Genomic DNA, 20,856 nt, shown 5'->3' on the forward strand with positions numbered 1-20,856 from the left:
AAAAAGGAAGCAAATTGCTTCCTTTTTTATTTATAAGAACTTTTTATTATTATTTAACAAATGTTCTATTTGTTTTTTTATTTTAGTTGTTCCTACTTTATTCAATAACTTAAGATGATTGTGATGATGTGTATCTGTCCCTACAAAATCATACATATTTTCTTTTAATAATTTTTGTGCGGTCTTTTGTACACCTTTACCATATTGTTCTGTCAACGACAATAAATTTAGTTGAAAAACGCATCCAGCTTTTTTTAATTTATAATAATTTTGAAAATCATTATGATAAAAATTATAACGTTCTGGGTGAGCTAAAACAGGTTTATATCCTTTTGATTGAATTTCAAATAAAACATCATATAAATTATATGGAGCATTGAAATATGACATCTCAACTAGGATATAGTTATCTTTTAAGGTCAAAATATCATCCTCCTTTAATCTTTCAACGAATTGCTCGTCCATCATATATTCTGCCGCTGCATCTATTTTTATATCGTCATAACCTTGCTTCTTTAATTCTGCTCTAACTACCTCTAATTTATCTTTAATTACCTTAGAAGAATTTGGATAAACATCTCCTAAAACATGCGGTGTAGTTATAAAATTTTTAATTCCATAAGAATGCATCTTAGTTATTAAAGAAATTGAATTTTCTAAATCTTTGGCTCCATCATCAATTCCAGGAAGTAAATGAGAATGTATATCGATAAACCCATCTGGAAAAAGTTCATTTAAAGGAATCTCTTTTTTCTTAAAAAACAACATATTTTTATTTTATCTTTTAATTATTTTACAAATTTACACTAATAATACACCTCTACTCAACAAAATCTATACCTTTTTTTACAACGAAATCGATTGAGATGAATACAGCTATTGTACAACTTATTTTGATAGTATATATTTGAGCAAAACTAAATAAAATATAATGATTTTAATAGCAGATGGTGGCTCTACAAAAGCAGATTGGATTGCTTTAGACAATAATAAAGAAGAGGTTTTTAGAGTAAGAACTTTAGGCTTAAATCCAGCTGTAGTTTCAAAAGAAGAATTATTAAATAGAATTGAGAATATATTTCAGCTTATAAACATTAAGGAAGCAGTTGAAGCAATTCATTTTTATGGAGCTGGTTGCGGAACAGCTATACCTATTAAAATTTTACATGATGTTTTAAAATCCATTTTCATAAATGCATCTATAAACATATCAGAAGACATGCTAGCTGCTGTGTATGCTAGTTCAGCTCAAAATCCAGCTACTGTTTGTATTTTAGGAACAGGATCAAATAGCTGTTATTATGATGGTAATAATATGGAAATGATTACTCCTTCATTGGGTTATACTATTATGGATGAGGCTAGTGGTAACTACTTTGGTAAACAATTACTGAAGGATTATTATTATAAACAAATGCCTCAAAAAATAGCTAAATCTTTTGAGAATGAATTCAATGTTGATGCAGACTTTATTAAAATGAATCTCTATAGAAAGCCAAATCCAAATATGTATTTAGCTTCTTTTGCGAAATTTATGTTTGATTACAAGGATAAGAAATACATTAAAAAAATCATTAAAAAGGGATTTCAAGAGTTTTTTAAATATAGGATATTACCATACCAAAAAGGAAGTGAAACACCTATTTACTTTATAGGGTCTATAGCATATTACTTTAGAGATATATTAGAAAATGTAGCTTCTAAGAACAATCTAATTATTACCGATGTTATTCAACGTCCTATTGATAATCTAGTCAAATTTCATATGGAAAACGACATTTAACACAGCGGCAATATATTTTCTAAAGCAATACCTCTAGATCCCTTAATTAGAATTGAGCTTCCTTTAATAGGTGCATCTTGAAGGTATTTTTTTAGCTCATCTAAAGTCTTAAATTTTTGATAATTTGTTTCTGCTTGAAAAAAATTATTCCCAACTAATAAAACACTATCAAAATTAGCTTTAGAAACAAAATCAACTATTTTTTGATGCTCTAACTCACTAAACTCACCAAGTTCAAACATATCTCCTAAAATAATCGTTTTATGGTTAGATTTATATAGTATAAAACTATCCAAAGCAGCTTTCATACTTGTAGGATTGGCATTATAAGCATCTAAAATTATTTTATTTTTCTCTGTTTCAATTATTTCAGATCTATTATTAGAAGGAATATAACTTTCTATAGCTTTTTTAATTTCTTCTTTAGGCACTTTAAAATAATTACCTATGGTAATTGCAGCAGATATATTTGCAAAGTTATAACTACCAATCAATTTACTATGTATAACTTCATTATTAAAACCTACGCTAACAAATGGATTTGCTTCGATAAATTTAATAGATTCCTCAAACTTTATAACATCTATCTCTTTAGTTTTTTCAACTTGAATTGGATCATCTGAATTTAAAAAAACCTTTCCATTAGTATCTTTTATAAAATCATATAATTCTGATTTTCCTTTAATGACTCCTTCTATAGACCCAAAACCTTCTAAATGAGCACTACCAAAATTGGTAATATAGCCATAATTAGGTTCTACAATTTTAGATAAGAATGCAATCTCTTGTTGATGATTAGCTCCCATTTCAACAATTCCAATTTCAGTATTAGTATTCATCGAAAGTAAGGTTAAAGGAACTCCTATATGATTATTCAAATTACCTTTTGTAGCTGTTGTATTAAATTTACAAGATAGTACCGTGTTAATTAACTCTTTTGTAGTAGTTTTACCGTTACTACCTGTTAAAGAAATAATAGGAATATTTAGTTGATTTCTATGATAATTCGCTAAATCTTGTAATGCTTTCAACACATTATCTACTAAAATTACATTATCACTTGTTTTATATTCAACTTCATCTACAACTGCATACTTAGCTCCCTTAGTCAATGCTTCAGAAGCAAACTTATTGCCATTAAAGTTATCACCTTTAAGTGCAAAAAACATTGTGTTTTTTCTTATTTTTCTTGTATCAGTATCAACTAAACCATGTTGAATAAACAAACTATATAATTCCTTTATATCCATGTTGTAAAAATAAAAAACCTCATTGAATTTCAATGAGGTTTAATTTATAATTTATAAGATAAAAACTATCTTCTTCTTTTAGCATACTTAGGCGTTGCAGTCTTTCTCTTGTTCATCATCATAGGTCCCATTTTATCAGTAGCACATCTAAAACCTATAAAGTTTGTTGCCATATATTCTGGGAAATATCTTCTCTGAGCTGGGTCTAACCAATACTCTCTATCTGCCCAAGAACCACCTTTATACACTCTAGATTTATCACTAATTAAAGTTGTTCTTGTTTTAGCGTCATATTTATAATTATTGATAACATTTCCTAAAGAATCTTTTTCTGATTCAGGTTTTTGTGGCGAATTATACATTCTAGATTTAGGATCTAATTGATCTTTATCTAATCCATAATTCTTAGAAGAAGCTTGATCTCCATCACCTAAACTAGAGTTATTAGCAAGATTGTAGTTTCTTCTCATGTAAGTATCCTCTTTTGTAATTGGAATATACTTTACACTTCCTGGTAAATCTTTAGGTACAATTCTTCCATTCTCTAATGTATCATATTCAATATCACCAATTTCGTCTCCTACTATTACAACTTTACCATCTTGATCTATTAGTTTTTTTGTAAATACATTTCCTCTAAAGTAGTTGAAATCATTTGCTTCAGAATCGATAATTGGACGGTATACATCTTCTACCCATTCAGCAACGTTTCCTGACATATCATATAATCCGAAAGCATTAGGAGGATAACTTCTAACTGCATTTGGAATATCAGACATATCACTACTCCATCCAGCTATACCACTATAATCTCCTTTTCCTTGTTTGAAGTTAGCTAACTGATCTCCTCTTCTTCTCTTATCTCTATCTCTAGTGTACTTTCCATTCCAAGAATACTTCTTTCTCCCTCTAATGTTATTGTACTCTCTATTTTCAAACATTGCTTTAGCAGCATACTCCCATTCTACTTCTGTTGGAAGTCTAAACTTTTGAGATAAAATACCATCAGATGAAGTAACTTGTCTTCCTGAAAACTCATCTTTACTAGGTTTAGGATCACCTTTCTTTCTTGGTACAGGAATCCCCTTCTTATAAATTGTTGAATCCCCTTCGAATAATGCATAAGGATTGGTTAAATAAGTATCTGTATCAAAATTGTTTTTCCCTTTGAAACTTAATGAATCCTCTTTAAAAATATTTTTAATAACACCTTTATCCATTAAAATCTTTAAGTTAACAGCATTTGTACGCCACTTGCAATACTTAGTTGCTTGTAACCAACTAACACCAACAACTGGATATTCAGCATAAGATGGGTGTCTTAAATAACTTTCTGATAATAAATTTGTATTACCTAATCCTTTTCTCCAAACTAAAGTATCTGGTAGAACAGATTTATATATATTTTTGAATTGAGCCTCTTCTGGTGGGAATACTTTTTTAGTGTACTGCATAAATGCACCATAAGCAGAATTAGTTACCTCAGTTTCATCCATATAAAATGAACGAACATGCATCTTCTTAGGAGTAGTATTCCAATCAAACATTACGTCATCTTGAACTAACCCCATTGTAAACGTACCTCCTTCAATATGAACCATATTCATAGGCACATCTTTATTAGGGTTATAAGATCCTTTTATTATATTTCCATAATTATGATCATTAAATCTCCATCCTGTAAAAGGATCTACATCACTAGAACCACCTCTATTGCTTTTACAAGAAGTAATCAATAAGCTAGTGATAGCCAACAAACTAAATAATTTTAAGGTACTTTTCATGTATTTTTAACTATTTTAAGGGTGCCGCAATTTACAATATTTCTAATTTCTTACAACTAATTTATCTACAATTTCTCGTATTAGAAAGTTGCTCTTGCAAGATTACAAACGACCATTTTTTAAGTTTAGTATTACGAATCTAAGAAAAAGATTAAATATCTAGCATTAATTTTTATTATTTTACGCAATAAATATCTAAGACTCTCACTTTCAAAAACAAAAAAAAGGCAGAAATAAAATATTTTAAAATATTTTTAACTATTCTTCAAAAAAATGTAATAATTTTATCCTATGATCGTTAAGATAGTGTTTAAAATTTAACAGATTTTAGCATTTTTTTAAGAAAATCATATATTTGCCGAACTAATAATCAAATTTTTACATGAAAAAATTATCAATTTTATTGTTTTTTGCATGTTTTGCCCTTCAAATCAAAGCACAATCAACATCAAGTGGAATCACAACAGCTACTCCATTTTTATTAATTTCATCAGACGCTCGTGCTGGCGGTATGGGAGATGTAGGTGTAGCTACATCAGCTGATGCATTCTCTATTTTTCACAACCCTGCTAAAACAGCTTTTAACCAAAATAAAATAAGCATTGGTTTAAACTATACTCCTTGGTTGCGTAATTTAACGGACGATATATTTATAGGAAATGCTTCTTATGTAAATAGATTTAAAGAAAATGCTGCTTGGGGTGTTGATATTAAATATTTCTCTTTAGGTAAAATAGAACTAACAACAGATTTAGCTCAAAGTTTAGGTTATACAAACCCAAGTGAATTTGCTATTACTGGTATATACTCAATGAAACTAAGTGAAAAATTTTCAATGGGTATTGGATTAAAATATATAAACTCTAATTTAGATGTTACTAATAATAGTATAGATGCTGTTAACTCATTTGCAGTTGATATTTCTGGTTATTATCAATCTGATGAAAAAAATTATGGAAGTTTTAATGGTCGTTATCGTTTAGGTTTCAATATTGCTAATATTGGTCCAAAGGTTGAATACACTCCTGGTCAAGAAAACTTCATTCCAACTAATGCCAAATTAGGAGGAGGTTTTGACTTTATTTTTGATAGCCAAAACACATTAGGTTTAAATTTAGAATTCACAAAACTATTAGTTCCTTCAAGTAGTACTCAATCTACTAGAGGCTGGTTTGATGGAATGTTTACTTCTTTAGGAGATAGAAGCTTTGGAGAAGAGTTAAAAGAAGTAACATGGGCTTTAGGAGCTGAATATTTATACAATAATGCTTTTGCTGCAAGAGCAGGTTATTTTCATGAAAGTGAAGAAAAAGGTCAACGACAATTTTTTACTTTAGGAGCAGGATTTACAGCTAAATCATTTACTTTAGATTTATCGTATTTAGTTAATACTTCTGCAGTAAATAACCCATTAGAAAATACTTTAAGATTCTCTTTATCATTTGATTTAGGAGAAATCTACGAAGATTACTAAAATTTAGTATTTTTTTTTTAATTTCGTAACATAATTTAAAAGCAGTCTTGACGACTGCTTTTTTTGACCAATACTATTTCTTATGGAAAAAATAGAAGTAAAATCTTCGGCTGTTATTTATAATAGTGTAGAAGAATTATCTCAGGAAGATAGAATGTTAATGGATAAAGCTGTTGAAGCTCGAGCTAAGGCTTATGCCCCTTATTCTAAATTTAATGTAGGCGCTGCTTTTTTATTAGAAAATGGAGAAATTGTTTTAGGAAATAATCAAGAAAATGCTGCATATCCTTCTGGTATGTGTGCTGAAAGAGTCGGGATTTGGAAAATTGGCTCAGAATTCCCTGGAATAAAAATCAAAAAATTAGCTATAACTGCTGCATCAACACAAACAAAAGTAGATAAACCTGTTGGGCCCTGTGGTGCTTGTAGACAAACATTATCTGAATATGAAATCAACCAAAAAGAACCAATGGAAATTCTTTTTATGGGAGAAGTTGGTAAAATTGTAAAAACAGAATCATTACTTTCTTTATTGCCTTTTTCTTTTGACAGTTCATATTTATAAAAACAACAAACATAGAAAAACCATCTTTTTTTTGTAATATAAATAATTATACTATTCTTTTTTAAGAATTCGATAATTCTAAAAAATTGACTGACAATTAAGGTGTTAATGTAATTAAAAATGCTTTATTTGTATTCTTTAACCCTTAAAGAATTCTAATGACATCATCAGTAATTACAGGTACAGGAACATATATTACCTCAATTCAAAAAACAAACGCAGAGTTTTCTAATCATCAGTTTTTGAATGAGGATGGCTCTGATTTCCCTAGTACAAATGATGTAATTATTGAAAAATTTAAATCGATTACTGGAATTGAAGAACGTCGTTATGCTAAAGATGAATATAATGCTTCTGACTTAGGATATTTTGCTGCTCAGAAAGCCATTGAAGATGCAAATATAAATCCAGAAGAACTAGATTATATAATCTTAGCTCATAATTTTGGTGATGTAAAGAGCAACGCAATTCAAAGCGACATATTACCTAGTTTAGCTACTAGAGTTAAATACAAATTAGGAATAGAAAACCCAAACTGTGTCGCTTACGACATTTTATTTGGTTGTCCAGGTTGGATAGAAGGAGTTATTCAAGCCCAAGCCTTTATCAAAGCCGGAATAGCAAAAAAATGTTTAGTTATAGGTGCTGAAACATTATCTAGGGTTGTAGATCAAAACGACAGGGACTCTATGATATATAGTGATGGTGCAGGAGCTTGTATTGTTGAAGCAAAAGAAGGTTCTGAATCTGGAATTATTAGTCATGCTAGTCAAACATTTACTAAAGAAGAAGCATTCTATTTATTTTTTGGTAAATCTTATAATAAAAGTCATGATAAGGATGTGCGATACATAAAAATGCATGGCCGTAAAATTTATGAATTCGCTTTAAACAATGTACCAAATGCTATGAAAATAGCATTAGATAAAAGTGGTATTGCAGTAGATGAAGTAAAAAAAGTATTTATTCATCAGGCAAATGAAAAAATGGATGAAGCTATAATTAAACGTTTCTTTAGACTGTATAAAAAACCTACTCCAGAAGGTATTATGCCAATGAGTATTCATAAACTAGGAAATAGTTCTGTAGCTACTGTTCCAACATTATTAGATTTAGTTTTAAAAGGTAAAATAGAAAATCAAAAGGTAGAAAAAGGAGATATAATCATGTTAGCTTCTGTAGGTTCAGGAATGAGTATTAATGCAATCGTTTATCGTTATTAAAAAACTTCAAAAAATCTAAAATCAAATACTACAAATCTAAAATCTAAGTACTATTTTTGCACATGCAACAACACAACGTACTTATATTAGATTTCGGATCGCAATACACGCAATTAATTGCGCGCCGAGTAAGAGAATTGAACATTTATTGTGAGATTCATCCGTATAACAAAATACCAGAAAATTTAAACAATTTTAAAGCTGTTATCTTATCAGGAAGTCCATCATCTGTTCGTTCTGATGAAGCACCTCATCCAGATTTATCTGAAATTAGAGGCAAAAAACCTTTACTAGCTGTTTGTTATGGGGCCCAATATTTAGCTCATTTTTCTGGTGGACTTGTAGCTCCTTCAAATACCAGAGAATATGGAAGAGCCAATTTATCATTCATTAAAAAAGAAGAAGAATTTTTCAACGAAATTTCTGAAGGAAGTCAAGTTTGGATGAGTCATTCAGATACAATTAAAGACTTACCTACTAATGGAATTTTATTAGCTAGCACACACGATGTAAAAAATGCAGCTTATAAGATTGAAGGAGAAACAACTTATGCTATTCAATTTCACCCTGAGGTTTACCATTCAACAGATGGGAAACAATTATTACAAAATTTTTTAGTTAATATAGCAGGGGTAGCTCAAACATGGACACCTTCTTCTTTTGTAGATGAAACGGTTGCCAACATAAAAGCTAAAGTAGGAAATGACAAGGTTGTTTTAGGACTATCTGGAGGAGTAGATTCAACAGTAGCTGCTGTATTATTACATAAAGCTATTGGAAGTAATTTACATTGTATATTTGTTAATAATGGATTATTAAGAAAGAATGAATTTACCGACGTATTAAAACAATATGAAGGTATGGGCTTAAATGTAAAAGGGGTTGATGCTTCGGCACGTTTCTTGAATGAACTTGCTGGATTAAGTGACCCTGAAGCTAAACGTAAAGCTATAGGTAAAGTTTTTATTGATGTTTTTGATGATGAAGCTTCTCAAATTAAAGATGCAAAATGGTTAGCTCAAGGAACTATTTATCCAGATGTTATAGAATCTGTTTCAGTAAATGGAGGCCCTTCTGCAACAATTAAAAGTCATCATAATGTAGGTGGATTACCTGACTTTATGAAACTAAAAATAGTTGAGCCATTACGAATGATATTTAAAGATGAAGTTCGTCGTGTAGGAGCATCAATGGGAATTGATAAAGACTTATTAGGACGTCATCCTTTTCCTGGCCCTGGTTTAGCTATTAGAATTTTAGGTGATATTACGGCTGAAAAAGTTAGGATATTACAAGAAGTTGATGCTATTTTTATTAATGGATTAAAAGAAGACGGATTATATAATAAGGTATGGCAAGCTGGAGCAATTTTATTACCTGTAAACTCAGTTGGAGTTATGGGAGATGAAAGAACTTACGAAAAAGTAGTAGCTTTACGTGCTGTTGAAAGTACCGATGGTATGACTGCTGATTGGGTAAACTTACCTTATGAGTTTTTACAAAAAACATCAAATAAAATAATTAATAATGTAAAAGGTGTTAATAGAGTTGTTTATGACATTAGCTCTAAGCCACCTGCAACAATTGAATGGGAATAACCCCCTAAAAATAAAAACAACGTAGATGAAGAAATTACAATTTTTACTTTTAATTTGTATTTTAACTTTTGCCGTTTCCTGTGGTCAACAGAAACGATATGTCTCTTACAAAGTGAAAGATGGTGAAACAATGCGCGACATTGCGAAACGTCTTGACATGAAAACCAAAGACCTACTTCGTTTAAACCCAGACGTGAGTAGAAGACCTGACCCAAATACGGTAATTGTAATTCCAAATCCTGAAATAAAAAAAGAAGTTTCTTCATCTTCTTCAGAAAACACAGAGGAACAACCTATTGTTACTGATACAGAAACTGTAGAATCAGAATCTAACGAAAACAATGATGAAAATACTGAAGAAGTATTTCAGCAAACCGTTTACGAATACGAAACACATACAGTAAAAGCTGGTGAAACAGTATACAGAATCACTAAAGAGTATAATATCTCTAAAGATGATTTAATTAAATGGAATCCAGAATATCCAGGTATTAAAAATAATGACTTAAGTATTGGTCAAGTTTTAAAAGTTAAAGCTACAGAAAGTGTTATAACTATTGATCGTGAGGAAGTTTTAGCAAAGTTTTTAACCCATACGGTTAAAAGTAAAGAAACTGTATATAGCTTAACACGATTTTATAATATTTCTAAAGATGATCTGATTAGATTAAACCCTGAGTTTCCTAATATTGTTAATAACGACCTTTCTATTGGTCAGCTCTTAAAAATTAAACCTATAGAAGAAGTTAACTCAGATGAAAATTTTACTTTTTATAAAGATACTATTCAAGAAAACACCTCTATAAACTTAGCTATTTTACTACCTTTTAAAGCAAAAGAATACGATTCTTTATCTGCCAAAGATATTTTTAGTAAGAAAAATAATAAATCAGCTTCTTTAGCTAATATGGTTACTGATTTTTATATGGGAGCTGAAATGGCTATTGACTCTATAAAAAAACAAGGAGTAATGGTTAATTTGAATGTTTTCGATACAGGAAACAGAGGTAGTAATGTTAATTCAATATTAGAAGAAGATCAATTAGATAATAGCGATGTTATCATTGGACCTTTTTATTCTAATAAAGCAGAAATAATTGCTCGTAAAGTTAGCGCGCCAGTAGTTTTTCCTCATTTTTCAAGTAAGCAACAAAATTTTTCTTCTTCTAAATTGGTTAAAACAGCTCCTGAAAAAGATAAATACACTGATTTTTTAATTTCTTATTTAAAAGATAAGTATAATGGTGAAGAAGTATTTGTTGTTGGTGATGGTAAGTCTAATTCAAACTCTAGGATAACTAAAATTGCTAGTAATTTAAAAAGTCATGATTCAATTAAAAACGTTCATATTTTAAAACCAAAAGACGGTTACATTAAAAGAGAACGTTTTACAGAAAAAATGAATCCCAAAAAACATAATTGGGTTATTATCACATCCGATAATAATGTAGCCATTGCTGATGTTTTAAATAGTATGATTGGTTTACCTGATGATACAACAGTACAAGTATTTGCTATTGAAAAAAGTAAAGCGTATGATAAAATAGAAAACAATAAATTAGCTAGTATTGATTTCACATATGTTTCTAATGTTTTTGCTGATGATTCTTCTAATGATGTAATGATTTTCAACAAAAACTACTTTGAAAAAAATAATACTATACCTTCTGATTACGCCATTAAAGGATTTGACATTACTTATGATGTTTTGATAAGATTAGCTTCTGGAAAAAGCTTAACAGATACTTTTAAAGACGGTGTTTCTCTTCGTTTAGAAAATAAATTCGATTATCGTAAGAAAACTTTTGGAAGTACAAGTAATAGAGGCTTATTTATAGTAAAATACAACAAAGATTTAAGCTTAGAAAGATTAAAATAAAAATGAAAGCCGATGTAAAATTTACATCGGCTTTTTTTATTCATACATTTCTTTATAATATTTTTGATAATCTCCACTTGTAACATTATCAACCCAAGCATTATTGTCTAAATACCATTTCACTGTTTTTTCAATTCCTTCTTCAAACTGTAATGATGGCTCCCACCCTAATTCTTCTTTTAACTTTGTTGAATCAATAGCATATCTATAATCGTGACCTGCTCTGTCTTTAACATAAGAAATCAACTTTTCAGAAGCACCTTCTTCTCTACCTAATATTTTATCAACCGTTTTAATTAGTACTTTAATTAAATCTATATTTTTCCATTCGTTAAATCCACCTATATTATAGGTTTCTCCTAACTTTCCTTTGTGAAAAATAACATCTATTGCCCTAGCATGATCATTTACAAATAACCAATCCCTAATATTTTCTCCTTTACCATATACCGGTAGCGGCTTATTATTGCAAATATTATTTATAAATAAAGGGATTAATTTTTCAGGAAATTGATAAGAACCATAATTATTAGAGCAATTAGATATAACAATAGGTAATCCATAAGTATCATAAAATGCTCTTACAAAATGATCTGATGAAGCTTTAGAAGCAGAATATGGCGAATGAGGGTCATAAGGTGTATTTTCCGTAAAAAGACCTTTATCTCCTAAACTTCCATACACTTCATCTGTTGAAATATGATAAAATAACTTATTCTCAAAATCGTTATTCCAACTATTTTTTGCCGCTTCTAATAAATTTAGTGTTCCCATAATATTTGTTTGGGCAAAAGCAAATGGGTTCTTAATAGATCTATCTACATGAGATTCTGCTGCTAAATGAATAACAGCATCAATGCTATATTTAGCAAATACTTCTTTTATAAAGTTATAATCACAAATATCACCTTTAATAAAGGTATAGTTAGATAATGCTTCGATATCTTTTAGGTTCTCTAAATTACCAGCATAAGTTAAAGCATCTAAGTTAACAATATTATACTCTGAGTAATTATTAACAAATAGTCGGACTACATGCGAACCGATAAAACCTGCACCTCCAGTAATTAATATATTTCTCATTCTATTCGTTTTTTATGCTATCAATGCAATCTTTTAATGAATCTCTCCAATAAGGTATTTTTATATTAAAATCTTCTTTAATTTTAGAAATATTTAAAAGGGAAAAATTTGGTCTTTTTGCTGGTGTAGGATATTGTTTAGTTTCAATTGGGTAAATATTACAATCAATTTTGGAAAGCTTCATAATAGCTTTTGCAAAATCATACCAAGATGTAACACCTTCATTAGAATAATGATATATTTTAGAGTTTTTATCTATTTTTTCATTTCTTACCACAATATCTAAACAAACTTTAGCCAAATCTTTTGCATAAGTTGGTACTCCTATTTGATCATATACAACATTTAGCTCTTTTTTTTCTTTCCCTAAACGAAGCATTGCTTTAACAAAATTATTACCATAAATAGAATACAACCATGATGTTCTAATTATAATTGCTTCTACTGACGATTTTAAAATTTCAGTTTCTCCTTTTAACTTTGTCTTACCATAAACATTTATAGGGTTTACATTATCTTCTTCTTTATAAGGAAGAACACTTTCTCCATTAAAAACATAATCGGTAGAAATATGGATTAGCTTTCCATCTACTAATCCAATTGCCTTAATCAAATTAGAAACACCTATATAATTAACTTTCTCTGCTTTTTCTTTTTCTATCTCTGCTTTATCTACTGCTGTATAAGCTGCACAGTTAATAACTGCTTGAATTTTTTTATTTAAAATATAAGATTTTACTTTTTCAATATCTGTTATATCAAGATTTTTAAAATTTTCAAAAAAGAAATTATACTCAGAATAATCCGAAGATAAATCTTTTATTTCTAATCCTAATTGACCATTACTACCAGTAATTAATATGTTCATACCTAATAATTAAAAGGACTCTTAAAATCTTTGAAAGATATTAAGTTTTTATCTTTTTCTGATAAAATTACTTCTTCTGAGTTTAATTTCCAGTCTATTTTCAGTCGTTTATCATTCCACTTTATACCTGAATCATAATCTGGCGCATAATTATTATCTACTTTATATGAAAATATTGCTTCTTCTGATAAAACAGCAAAACCATGTGCAAATCCTCTTGGTATAAATAACTGCCTTTTATTCTTATCTGATAATTCAATAGCAATGTGTTTACCGTATGTGGGTGAACCTAATCTAATATCAACAGCTACATCTATAACTTTCCCCTTAACACATCGTACTAATTTAGCTTGTGAAAAAGGAGGCTTTTGAAAATGTAAACCTCTTAAAACTCCTCTTCTAGATTTTGATTCGTTGTCTTGAATAAACTTAATTTTTTGAATATTCTCTTCAAATTCAAGTAGTTTAAATGATTCATAAAAGTACCCCCTCTCATCACCGAAAACTGTAGGTTCGATTATTACAACTTCAGGAATATTTGTTTTTATAAACTGCATTATTCTTTTATCAAGTTTAAAAGGTATTGACCATAGCTGCTCTTTTTTAAAGGTTCTGCAAGTTTTTTAACCTGTTCCTTTGAAATGTATCCCATATATAAGGCTATTTCTTCTAAACAAGCTACTTTTAACCCTTGTCGTTTTTCTATGGTTTCTATAAACTGGCTTGCTTCTAACAAAGAGTCATGTGTTCCTGTATCTAACCAAGCAAATCCTCGTCCCATTAATTCAACCTTCAGTTCTTCTTCTTCTAGATAATATTGATTTACTGATGTAATTTCTAACTCTCCTCTCTCTGATGGTTTTACATTTTTAGCTACACTAACTACATTATTGGGATAAAAATACAATCCAACTACAGCATAATTAGATTTAGGTACATTAGGTTTTTCAATAATCGACTTAGCATTTCCATTAGAATCAAAATCAACTACACCATATCTTTCAGGGTCTTTCACATAGTACCCAAATACAGTTGCCTTTCCCTCTTTTTTTACATTCCTAATTGCCGATTTCAACATTTCAGGTAGTCCATGACCATAAAAAATATTGTCTCCTAGAACCATACAAACATCATCATTACCTATAAACTCTTCTCCTATTATAAATGCCTGTGCTAATCCATCTGGAGAAGGTTGTTCAGCATATGTTATGCTTAGTCCTAAATCACTTCCATTTCCAAGTAATTTTTGAAAATTTGGTAAATCATCTGGAGTGGAGATAATCAATATTTCTTTTATGCCTGCAAGCATTAATACCGACAAGGGATAAAAAATCATTGGTTTATCGTAAATCGGTAATAACTGTTTTGACACTCCTTTTGTTATAGGATATAAGCGTGTTCCCGATCCTCCTGCTAGTATTATTCCTTTCATTCAATCTTAGTTTAAGTAATCATTTTCTATTTCTCTTTTCTCTATATATTTAAAAGCTAGATAATATAATAAAACTGAAATTGAAATAACTAAAATTGTTATATAAAGCTGTACATCTATTGGTTTTTTATAATAAAGATATACCACGAAATTAATTACCAATTGAAAAAAAGTATAAATAAATGCAACTGATAAATGTGGTATTTTTAAAACATGAACCATTTTTTGGTAAATGTGCTTTCTGTGGGCTTCTGTAATTTTTTCTCCTATAAATTTCCTGTAAGCTAAGGTTATTAATGCATCTGTTCCATAAACAACCATCATTAATATTAAAATAGGAGCTTCAAGTTCCCTAATAAAAGACACCCCTATAAAAAACAACAAAACTGCTAGGGAAATACTTCCAATATCACCTGAAAACATTCTTGCTTTTTTCCTAAAGTTATAAAAACCAAAAACAATTACTGAAATTAGAACATAAACTATTAAACTTTCATTAATTATTCTTTCGTTTGCATTAATTAAATAAATAAACACTAAGTTAACTATGGTATAGAGTCCTGTAATCCCGTTAATTCCATCCATAAAATTATAAATATTTATAAAACCTACTCCAATTATAAGTAATGGTATTACCACAAATAAATTATTTATTGGTAATCCAACTTGAAAAAGACATAAGCCAATTGCTAAAAATTGAAACGGTAATCTAACATTAGAACTTAATGTAATTATGTCATCAATAAAACTCACAAATGCTATCAATGAAATCCCTAATATAAAATATGGGTATTGAAATTGAGATATAAAGAAAAAGGTTAAAATACTTATGTAAAATAAAATACCTCCTCCTCTTATAGTTGGAGTAGAGTGAGAACTTCTATGGTTTGGTTTATCTACTATATTAAAATTCTCTGCTATCTTTATATATATAGTTGCAATAATAAAAAATACAGGTATGTAAAAATATGAATTCATCATTTTTTTTGAAGTCTGATTAATTTTTCTAATTTTTCAAACAATACCTCTTTTTTAAAATTCTCATTATAGTATTTTTTTGAATTTATAGACATTCTATTCTTCTCTTCATCAGATAACTTAGAAAGCTTTATACTTTTTTCAACTAACGCTTCAGTATCATCAGCATCAACTGCAAATCCACATTTAGACTCATTAATTAATTCTTTTCCCTCTCCATTTAACATACCCAAAATTATTTTACTTGAAGCCATATATGCTTGAACTTTGGCCGGTACTGTAATTGCAAAAACAGGTTCATCTTTTAATGACACAAGCATTGCATCTGCTTTTTTAAAGAAATGTGGCATTGTTTTTAATGGAAATCTTCCTAATAAGTGTACATTATTAATCTCTCTTATTTTAAGTTCACTTTTTATCCAACTTACTTTTCTTCCATCTCCTAGTATAATCCAATTAATCCCATACTCTTCTGTTCTTTTGGCTGCTTTAAGTATTGTTTCAAAACCTTGAGACTCTCCCACATTACCCGCAAACATAATATTAAAGCCATTTGGTAAATCTGGAATTTCTTCTTCATTTTCTTTGATATCAACAAAAACATCTTCTGCCCAATTAGGAAAATACTCAATTTTTTTATTTTTGTTTTCACATTTTTCTCGTATGGAATCTTCAAAAGATTTTGAACTTGTTAATATTATATCCGATTCTCTATATATTTTCCTGACTAATCTTTCTATTAAATTAATGATAATTCCCTTTTTTACGTTTGTTGTAGCAGTAATACTTTCAGGCCACAAATCTAAAACCCATAAAAAAAGTGGAATTCTCTGCCTCCTTTTTACCCATAAACCAGGAAGAGCCATGGTAACTGGAGACAATTGTTGAACAAAAATGACATCATATTTTTCTTTTACTCTAAATAAAACAGCCCAATACGAAAATAAAATAAACGACAAATAATTAATTATTAATGGAATTGCTTTACCACTCCTTCTTGGAAACAAAGGGACTCTAAGTATTTTAGCCCCCTTTATTACTTCTTCTTTTTTTCCAAAAAAACTATATCCTTCATAAAATTCTCCTTTAGGATAATTCGGTTTTCCCGTAAGTACTGTTACTTCATATCCTTTTTTAACAAAATCAAAAACAATGTCGTTACCTTTAAAACTTTCTGGATAAAAATATTGAGAAATAAAAAGTATTTTCATTTTTATCTTAGTATTTAGACCAAACTACTCTATTTATATAATCAGTATATGAAATAATAATTCTTACCATTTTCTCACTTACATTTGGCATCGAATAGTCATAGACTTCTCTAAAATTTCGTTCTGGCATTCTTAATTGTTTTTCTAAAGCGCCTAAACCTTGCATTATACGCTCTGGATTCATTCCTACCATCATTACTGATGTTTCTTCCATAGCTTCTGGTCGTTCATGTGCTTCTCTTATGTTTAATGCATGAAAATTCAATATAGATGATTCTTCAGAGATAGTACCAGAATCAGATAATACTGCAAACGAGTGCATTTGTAAGGCATTATAGTCTGAAAAACCTAATGGTTTTAAAAACTGAATATTCTTATGTGTTTTTACTCCTTTATTATTGAGCATATTTCTTGTTCTGGGATGAGTAGAAACTATAATAGGGTAATCATATTTTTCAGCAATCAGGTTTAAAGATTCAATTAATCCTTCAAAGTTTTTGGGATTACTAATATTTTCTTCTCTATGAGAAGATACTACGAAAAACTTATGTCTTTCTAGTTCTAACTTTTCTAATACATCTGAAGCTTCAATTTTTGCTTTAAACTTATGAAGCACTTCATACATTGGACTTCCAGTTTTTATAACTCTATCAGGAGAAAGTCCTTCTCTAAGTAAATATTCTCTAGCAATACTACTATAAGTCAAGTTAATATCTGCCACATGATCCACTATTTTTCTATTAGTTTCTTCTGGAACACGTTGATCAAAACAACGATTTCCAGCCTCCATATGGAATACAGGGATTTTACGTTTCTTTGCTGGAATAGCACATAAACATGAATTTGTATCACCTAATACTAGGAATGCATCTGGTGATTCTTGTTCTAATATAGGGTCTATAGCAATTAATATATTCCCAACTGTCTCTGTTGCATTTTTTCCAGCAGCATTTAAAAAGTAATCTGGTTTTCTCAAACCTAAATCTTCAAAGAAAATTTCATTGAGTTCATAATCATAGTTTTGACCCGTATGTACTAATATATGTTCTATTGCTGCATTAGTATCTAAAGCTATTAATGTACAAGAAAGTCGAATAATTTCTGGTCGTGTTCCTACTACGGTTATTACTTTTAGTTTTTTCATTTTTATATATTATTAGACCTCAACAAAATATGTATCTGCGTCTGTTGGGTCATATGGTTCATTAATCCAAAATAAGGTTATTAATTCTGTATCTCCTACGTTAGTGATATTATGTGTATACCATATTGGCATATCTACATAAGCAGGTTCATCTCCGTTTAAAAAGTATTCAAAAACTTCATCTGAATCGATTTTTCTAAGTTTTATTAATGCTTTACCACTTATTACTGCGAAACGTTCTACTTTTCTTGTATGATAATGATTTCCCCTAGTAATTCCTGGAACTGTTGTTGAATATGAAGATTGTCCAGAAGTTCCTGCACGTATAATCTCTACAAACTCCCCTCTATTATCAGTATGTTTAGTGAATTTTTTTGGAAAATAATCTTTAGGAATAAAGCTAGTAAATGTATTGAATAAATCCAGCTCAAAAGAATTTATATTTACCTTAGGAACCTGTCCCTTTTCTACATATTGAGATTTGTACTCTTTTAATAATTCTAAAATTTCTGACACTTTTCTAGTAGCTGTATGAGGTACAGTATATGACGTTATATTTTCTTCAGTATTCTCTTTAATAATTTCTTGATAAAAAGCTTCAGATAACTGATTAATATAAATTAGATTTACCTCACTATCATTTAATATTGTTGGTTCTTCTCCTATTATTATTTGATGACAGAATGTTGCAACAAAGGAATTATAAAATGGTTTTCCGAAAGGACCAAATACATTTGGAATGATTAAAGATGCTATTTTTCCTCCTTGCCCTTTTGCCCAATTTTCGAAAAGTTGTCTTCCATCTCTTTTTGATTTCCCATAAAGGTTATCTCGTTCTTCTTGTGTTGAAGAAGAGAAGATTATTTTTGGTGTTACTTTCGCAGCTTCGCAAGCTGAAACAAGTTTTTTTACTAAGCCAACATTTGTATCGTAGATAACTTGTTGGTCTTCATGCCTATTCATTGCTGCGATATGAACAATAACATCACATGATGCTACAAATTGTTGTAGTGCATTTTTGTTTTCAAAGTAATTTCTTTGAAAAGGAATTCGTTCTATTGTGTCTTCTTTTGTCGCTAAAAAGTTAAAAAGATGACTTCCCATGAAGCCTCCTTGTCCTGTTATTCCAACTTTTATTTGTACCATGTTGTCCATTTAGTATTATTAAATCGAACTTGGTCATCTTCTATTTCATTAAGCCCATAGTTCGCCATAATCATTAATTTTGAGTTGTCTTCTAATGCTTGAAATCCGTTAACATATCCGTTTGGAATATACAGTACCTGCGGATTGTTTTCTGAGAGTTCAAACTCATGTACTTTTAAAGTATCTGAAGGGGTTTCCCAATCGTCTATTTGTACTAGTTTTACTGTGAAACTTCCTTTTACACAAAAGAACCATCTACTTTCTGTGATATGCCCTTGCCATGCACGAACAACATTTGTATTATAATGTGTAGTGAAATACATACGTTTTATTGGAGAAAGATCAAAATCGTTTACAAAATCTAGTTTTCCTCTTTCATCACTAAAGTTTCCTCCTTTAATAAGTTTAGGCGCTTTGTTTTCCATTACATGTTAAGATCATCTTTGATAAAGTCTAGTTTTAATAACAGCTTTTTCATTCCTTCTACATCAAGTCTTTCCGTATTATGTGAATGATAATCTTCTACAGAGTTCATATCTATTTCTCCTTCCGAGAAATAGTTTGCGTAGTTAAGGTCTCTATTATCTGCAGGAATCCTATAGTAATCTCCCATATCTTGAGCTTTAACTTTTTCTTCTCTAGTAAGTAATGATTCGTATAGTTTTTCTCCGTGACGCGTCCCTATAACTTTTAATTGGCTCGTTCCATTATACATTTCTACTAAAGCTTTAGCCAATGTTTCTACAGTTGCTGCAGGTGCTTTTTGAACAAACATATCTCCTGGGTCTGCATTTTCAAAAGCAAACAATACTAAATCTACTGCATCTTCGAGTGTCATCATAAAACGCGTCATGCTAGGGTCTGTCAACGTTAAGTCTTTACCTGCTTTTATTTGATCAACAAATAATGGTATTACAGAGCCTCTAGATGCCATTACGTTTCCATATCGGGTTCCTGAAACAATAGTATTTCCAGCATTTCTTGATTTTGCCACTAATACTTTTTCCATCATAGCTTTAGAAATCCCCATAGCATTAATTGGATATACAGCTTTATCTGTACTTAGCACAACTACATTTTTTACATTATTTTTTATAGCTGCTTCAAGTACATTTTCTGTTCCAACAACGTTAGTTTTTACTGCTTCGATTGGAAAAAACTCACAAGATGGTACTTGTTTTAACGCAGCTGCATGAAATATGTAATCTACACCTCTAACCGCAGTTTCAATAGACAATGGGTCTCTTACATCACCTATATAAAATTTAACTTTTGGATTAGACAGCTTTCTTCTTAGGTCATCTTGTTTTTTTTCATCTCTAGAAAAAATACGTATCTCATTAAAATGATCTGTATTTAAAAATCTGTTTAATACAGCATTTCCAAAAGAACCAGTGCCTCCTGTTATAAGTAATGTTTTATCTTTAAATTTCATTTT

19 protein-coding genes are annotated in these 20,856 nt (G+C 29.7%); 6 read left to right on the plus strand and 13 right to left on the minus strand.

Annotated features, from left to right (window positions below; genetic code table 11):
* Positions 1-30: 30 nt before the first annotated feature.
* Complete coding sequence (locus tag Q0958_RS17710) at positions 31-768, minus strand: CpsB/CapC family capsule biosynthesis tyrosine phosphatase (protein WP_299125597.1); 738 nt, start codon at positions 766-768, stop codon at positions 31-33.
* 163 nt (positions 769-931) lie between these two features.
* Between Q0958_RS17710 and Q0958_RS17715 the strand changes: the two genes are divergently transcribed.
* Positions 932-1,783 carry an N-acetylglucosamine kinase gene (locus Q0958_RS17715; RefSeq protein ID WP_299125599.1) on the plus strand — a complete coding sequence of 284 codons (852 nt, stop codon included), beginning with the start codon at positions 932-934 and terminating at the stop codon, positions 1,781-1,783.
* Here Q0958_RS17715 and murF read toward each other — a convergent pair.
* Together murF and gldJ are read right to left on the minus strand one after the other, a co-directional pair.
* Positions 1,780-3,033 carry a UDP-N-acetylmuramoyl-tripeptide--D-alanyl-D-alanine ligase gene (gene murF, locus Q0958_RS17720; protein WP_299125601.1) on the minus strand — a complete coding sequence of 418 codons (1,254 nt, stop codon included), beginning with the start codon at positions 3,031-3,033 and terminating at the stop codon, positions 1,780-1,782. The two genes, Q0958_RS17715 and murF, sit on opposite strands and share 4 nt — an antisense overlap.
* A gap of 65 nt (positions 3,034-3,098) precedes the next feature.
* Positions 3,099-4,817: a gliding motility lipoprotein GldJ gene (gldJ, locus tag Q0958_RS17725; RefSeq protein WP_299125603.1), complete on the minus strand. Its 1,719-nt coding sequence runs from the start codon at positions 4,815-4,817 to the stop codon at positions 3,099-3,101.
* A gap of 382 nt (positions 4,818-5,199) precedes the next feature.
* Here gldJ and porV point away from each other — a divergent pair, with 382 nt between their 5' ends.
* From porV to Q0958_RS17750, 5 genes are all read left to right on the plus strand, one after another.
* Positions 5,200-6,291 carry a type IX secretion system outer membrane channel protein PorV gene (porV, locus tag Q0958_RS17730; protein ID WP_299125606.1) on the plus strand — a complete coding sequence of 364 codons (1,092 nt, stop codon included), beginning with the start codon at positions 5,200-5,202 and terminating at the stop codon, positions 6,289-6,291.
* A gap of 82 nt (positions 6,292-6,373) precedes the next feature.
* Positions 6,374-6,856: a cytidine deaminase gene (cdd, locus tag Q0958_RS17735; RefSeq protein ID WP_299125608.1), complete on the plus strand. Its 483-nt coding sequence runs from the start codon at positions 6,374-6,376 to the stop codon at positions 6,854-6,856.
* A gap of 158 nt (positions 6,857-7,014) precedes the next feature.
* Positions 7,015-8,079 carry a 3-oxoacyl-ACP synthase III family protein gene (locus Q0958_RS17740; RefSeq protein WP_299125610.1) on the plus strand — a complete coding sequence of 355 codons (1,065 nt, stop codon included), beginning with the start codon at positions 7,015-7,017 and terminating at the stop codon, positions 8,077-8,079.
* A gap of 62 nt (positions 8,080-8,141) precedes the next feature.
* Complete coding sequence (gene guaA, locus Q0958_RS17745) at positions 8,142-9,677, plus strand: glutamine-hydrolyzing GMP synthase (protein WP_299125613.1); 1,536 nt, start codon at positions 8,142-8,144, stop codon at positions 9,675-9,677.
* Positions 9,678-9,702: 25 nt separating this feature from the next.
* The gene (locus Q0958_RS17750; protein WP_299125615.1) at positions 9,703-11,556 is read left to right on the plus strand and encodes a LysM peptidoglycan-binding domain-containing protein; all 1,854 of its coding nucleotides are present in this window, start codon (positions 9,703-9,705) and stop codon (positions 11,554-11,556) included.
* A gap of 36 nt (positions 11,557-11,592) precedes the next feature.
* On the opposite strand, the gene rfbB is transcribed toward Q0958_RS17750, so the two are convergent.
* From rfbB to Q0958_RS17800, 10 genes are read right to left on the minus strand one after another with little or no spacing between them, the layout of a single operon-like run.
* Entirely contained in the window at positions 11,593-12,639 is a 1,047-nt protein-coding gene (rfbB, locus tag Q0958_RS17755) for a dTDP-glucose 4,6-dehydratase (protein WP_299125617.1), read from the minus strand.
* 1 nt (position 12,640) lies between these two features.
* On the minus strand, positions 12,641-13,507 hold the full coding sequence (gene rfbD, locus Q0958_RS17760; protein ID WP_299125620.1) for a dTDP-4-dehydrorhamnose reductase: 867 nt from the start codon (positions 13,505-13,507) through the stop codon (positions 12,641-12,643).
* 2 nt (positions 13,508-13,509) lie between these two features.
* Positions 13,510-14,064: a dTDP-4-dehydrorhamnose 3,5-epimerase gene (gene rfbC / locus Q0958_RS17765; protein WP_299125622.1), complete on the minus strand. Its 555-nt coding sequence runs from the start codon at positions 14,062-14,064 to the stop codon at positions 13,510-13,512.
* Positions 14,064-14,939 carry a glucose-1-phosphate thymidylyltransferase RfbA gene (rfbA, locus tag Q0958_RS17770; protein WP_299125624.1) on the minus strand — a complete coding sequence of 292 codons (876 nt, stop codon included), beginning with the start codon at positions 14,937-14,939 and terminating at the stop codon, positions 14,064-14,066. Before rfbA ends, rfbC begins: the two co-directional genes overlap by 1 nt.
* 6 nt (positions 14,940-14,945) lie before the next feature.
* A complete protein-coding gene (locus Q0958_RS17775) occupies positions 14,946-15,920 on the minus strand; it encodes a glycosyltransferase family 4 protein (protein ID WP_299125629.1) in 975 nt (324 codons plus the stop codon).
* On the minus strand, positions 15,917-17,128 hold the full coding sequence (locus Q0958_RS17780; protein ID WP_299125632.1) for a glycosyltransferase family 4 protein: 1,212 nt from the start codon (positions 17,126-17,128) through the stop codon (positions 15,917-15,919). The genes Q0958_RS17775 and Q0958_RS17780 overlap by 4 nt, the downstream gene beginning before the upstream one ends.
* 7 nt (positions 17,129-17,135) lie before the next feature.
* Positions 17,136-18,272, minus strand: a complete 1,137-nt coding sequence (wecB, locus tag Q0958_RS17785) for a UDP-N-acetylglucosamine 2-epimerase (non-hydrolyzing) (protein WP_299125635.1) — start codon at positions 18,270-18,272, stop codon at positions 17,136-17,138.
* A gap of 12 nt (positions 18,273-18,284) precedes the next feature.
* A complete protein-coding gene (locus Q0958_RS17790; protein ID WP_299125638.1) occupies positions 18,285-19,418 on the minus strand; it encodes an NAD-dependent epimerase/dehydratase family protein in 1,134 nt (377 codons plus the stop codon).
* A complete protein-coding gene (locus Q0958_RS17795) occupies positions 19,406-19,843 on the minus strand; it encodes a WxcM-like domain-containing protein (RefSeq protein ID WP_299125641.1) in 438 nt (145 codons plus the stop codon). The genes Q0958_RS17790 and Q0958_RS17795 overlap by 13 nt, the downstream gene beginning before the upstream one ends.
* Positions 19,843-20,853, minus strand: coding sequence for a polysaccharide biosynthesis protein (locus Q0958_RS17800; RefSeq protein ID WP_299125643.1), 1,011 nt, complete (start codon positions 20,851-20,853; stop codon positions 19,843-19,845). The genes Q0958_RS17795 and Q0958_RS17800 overlap by 1 nt, the downstream gene beginning before the upstream one ends.
* Between the last annotated feature and the right edge of the window lie 3 nt (positions 20,854-20,856).

This window comes from uncultured Tenacibaculum sp., assembly GCF_947499065.1.
GTDB lineage: Bacteria > Bacteroidota > Bacteroidia > Flavobacteriales > Flavobacteriaceae > Polaribacter.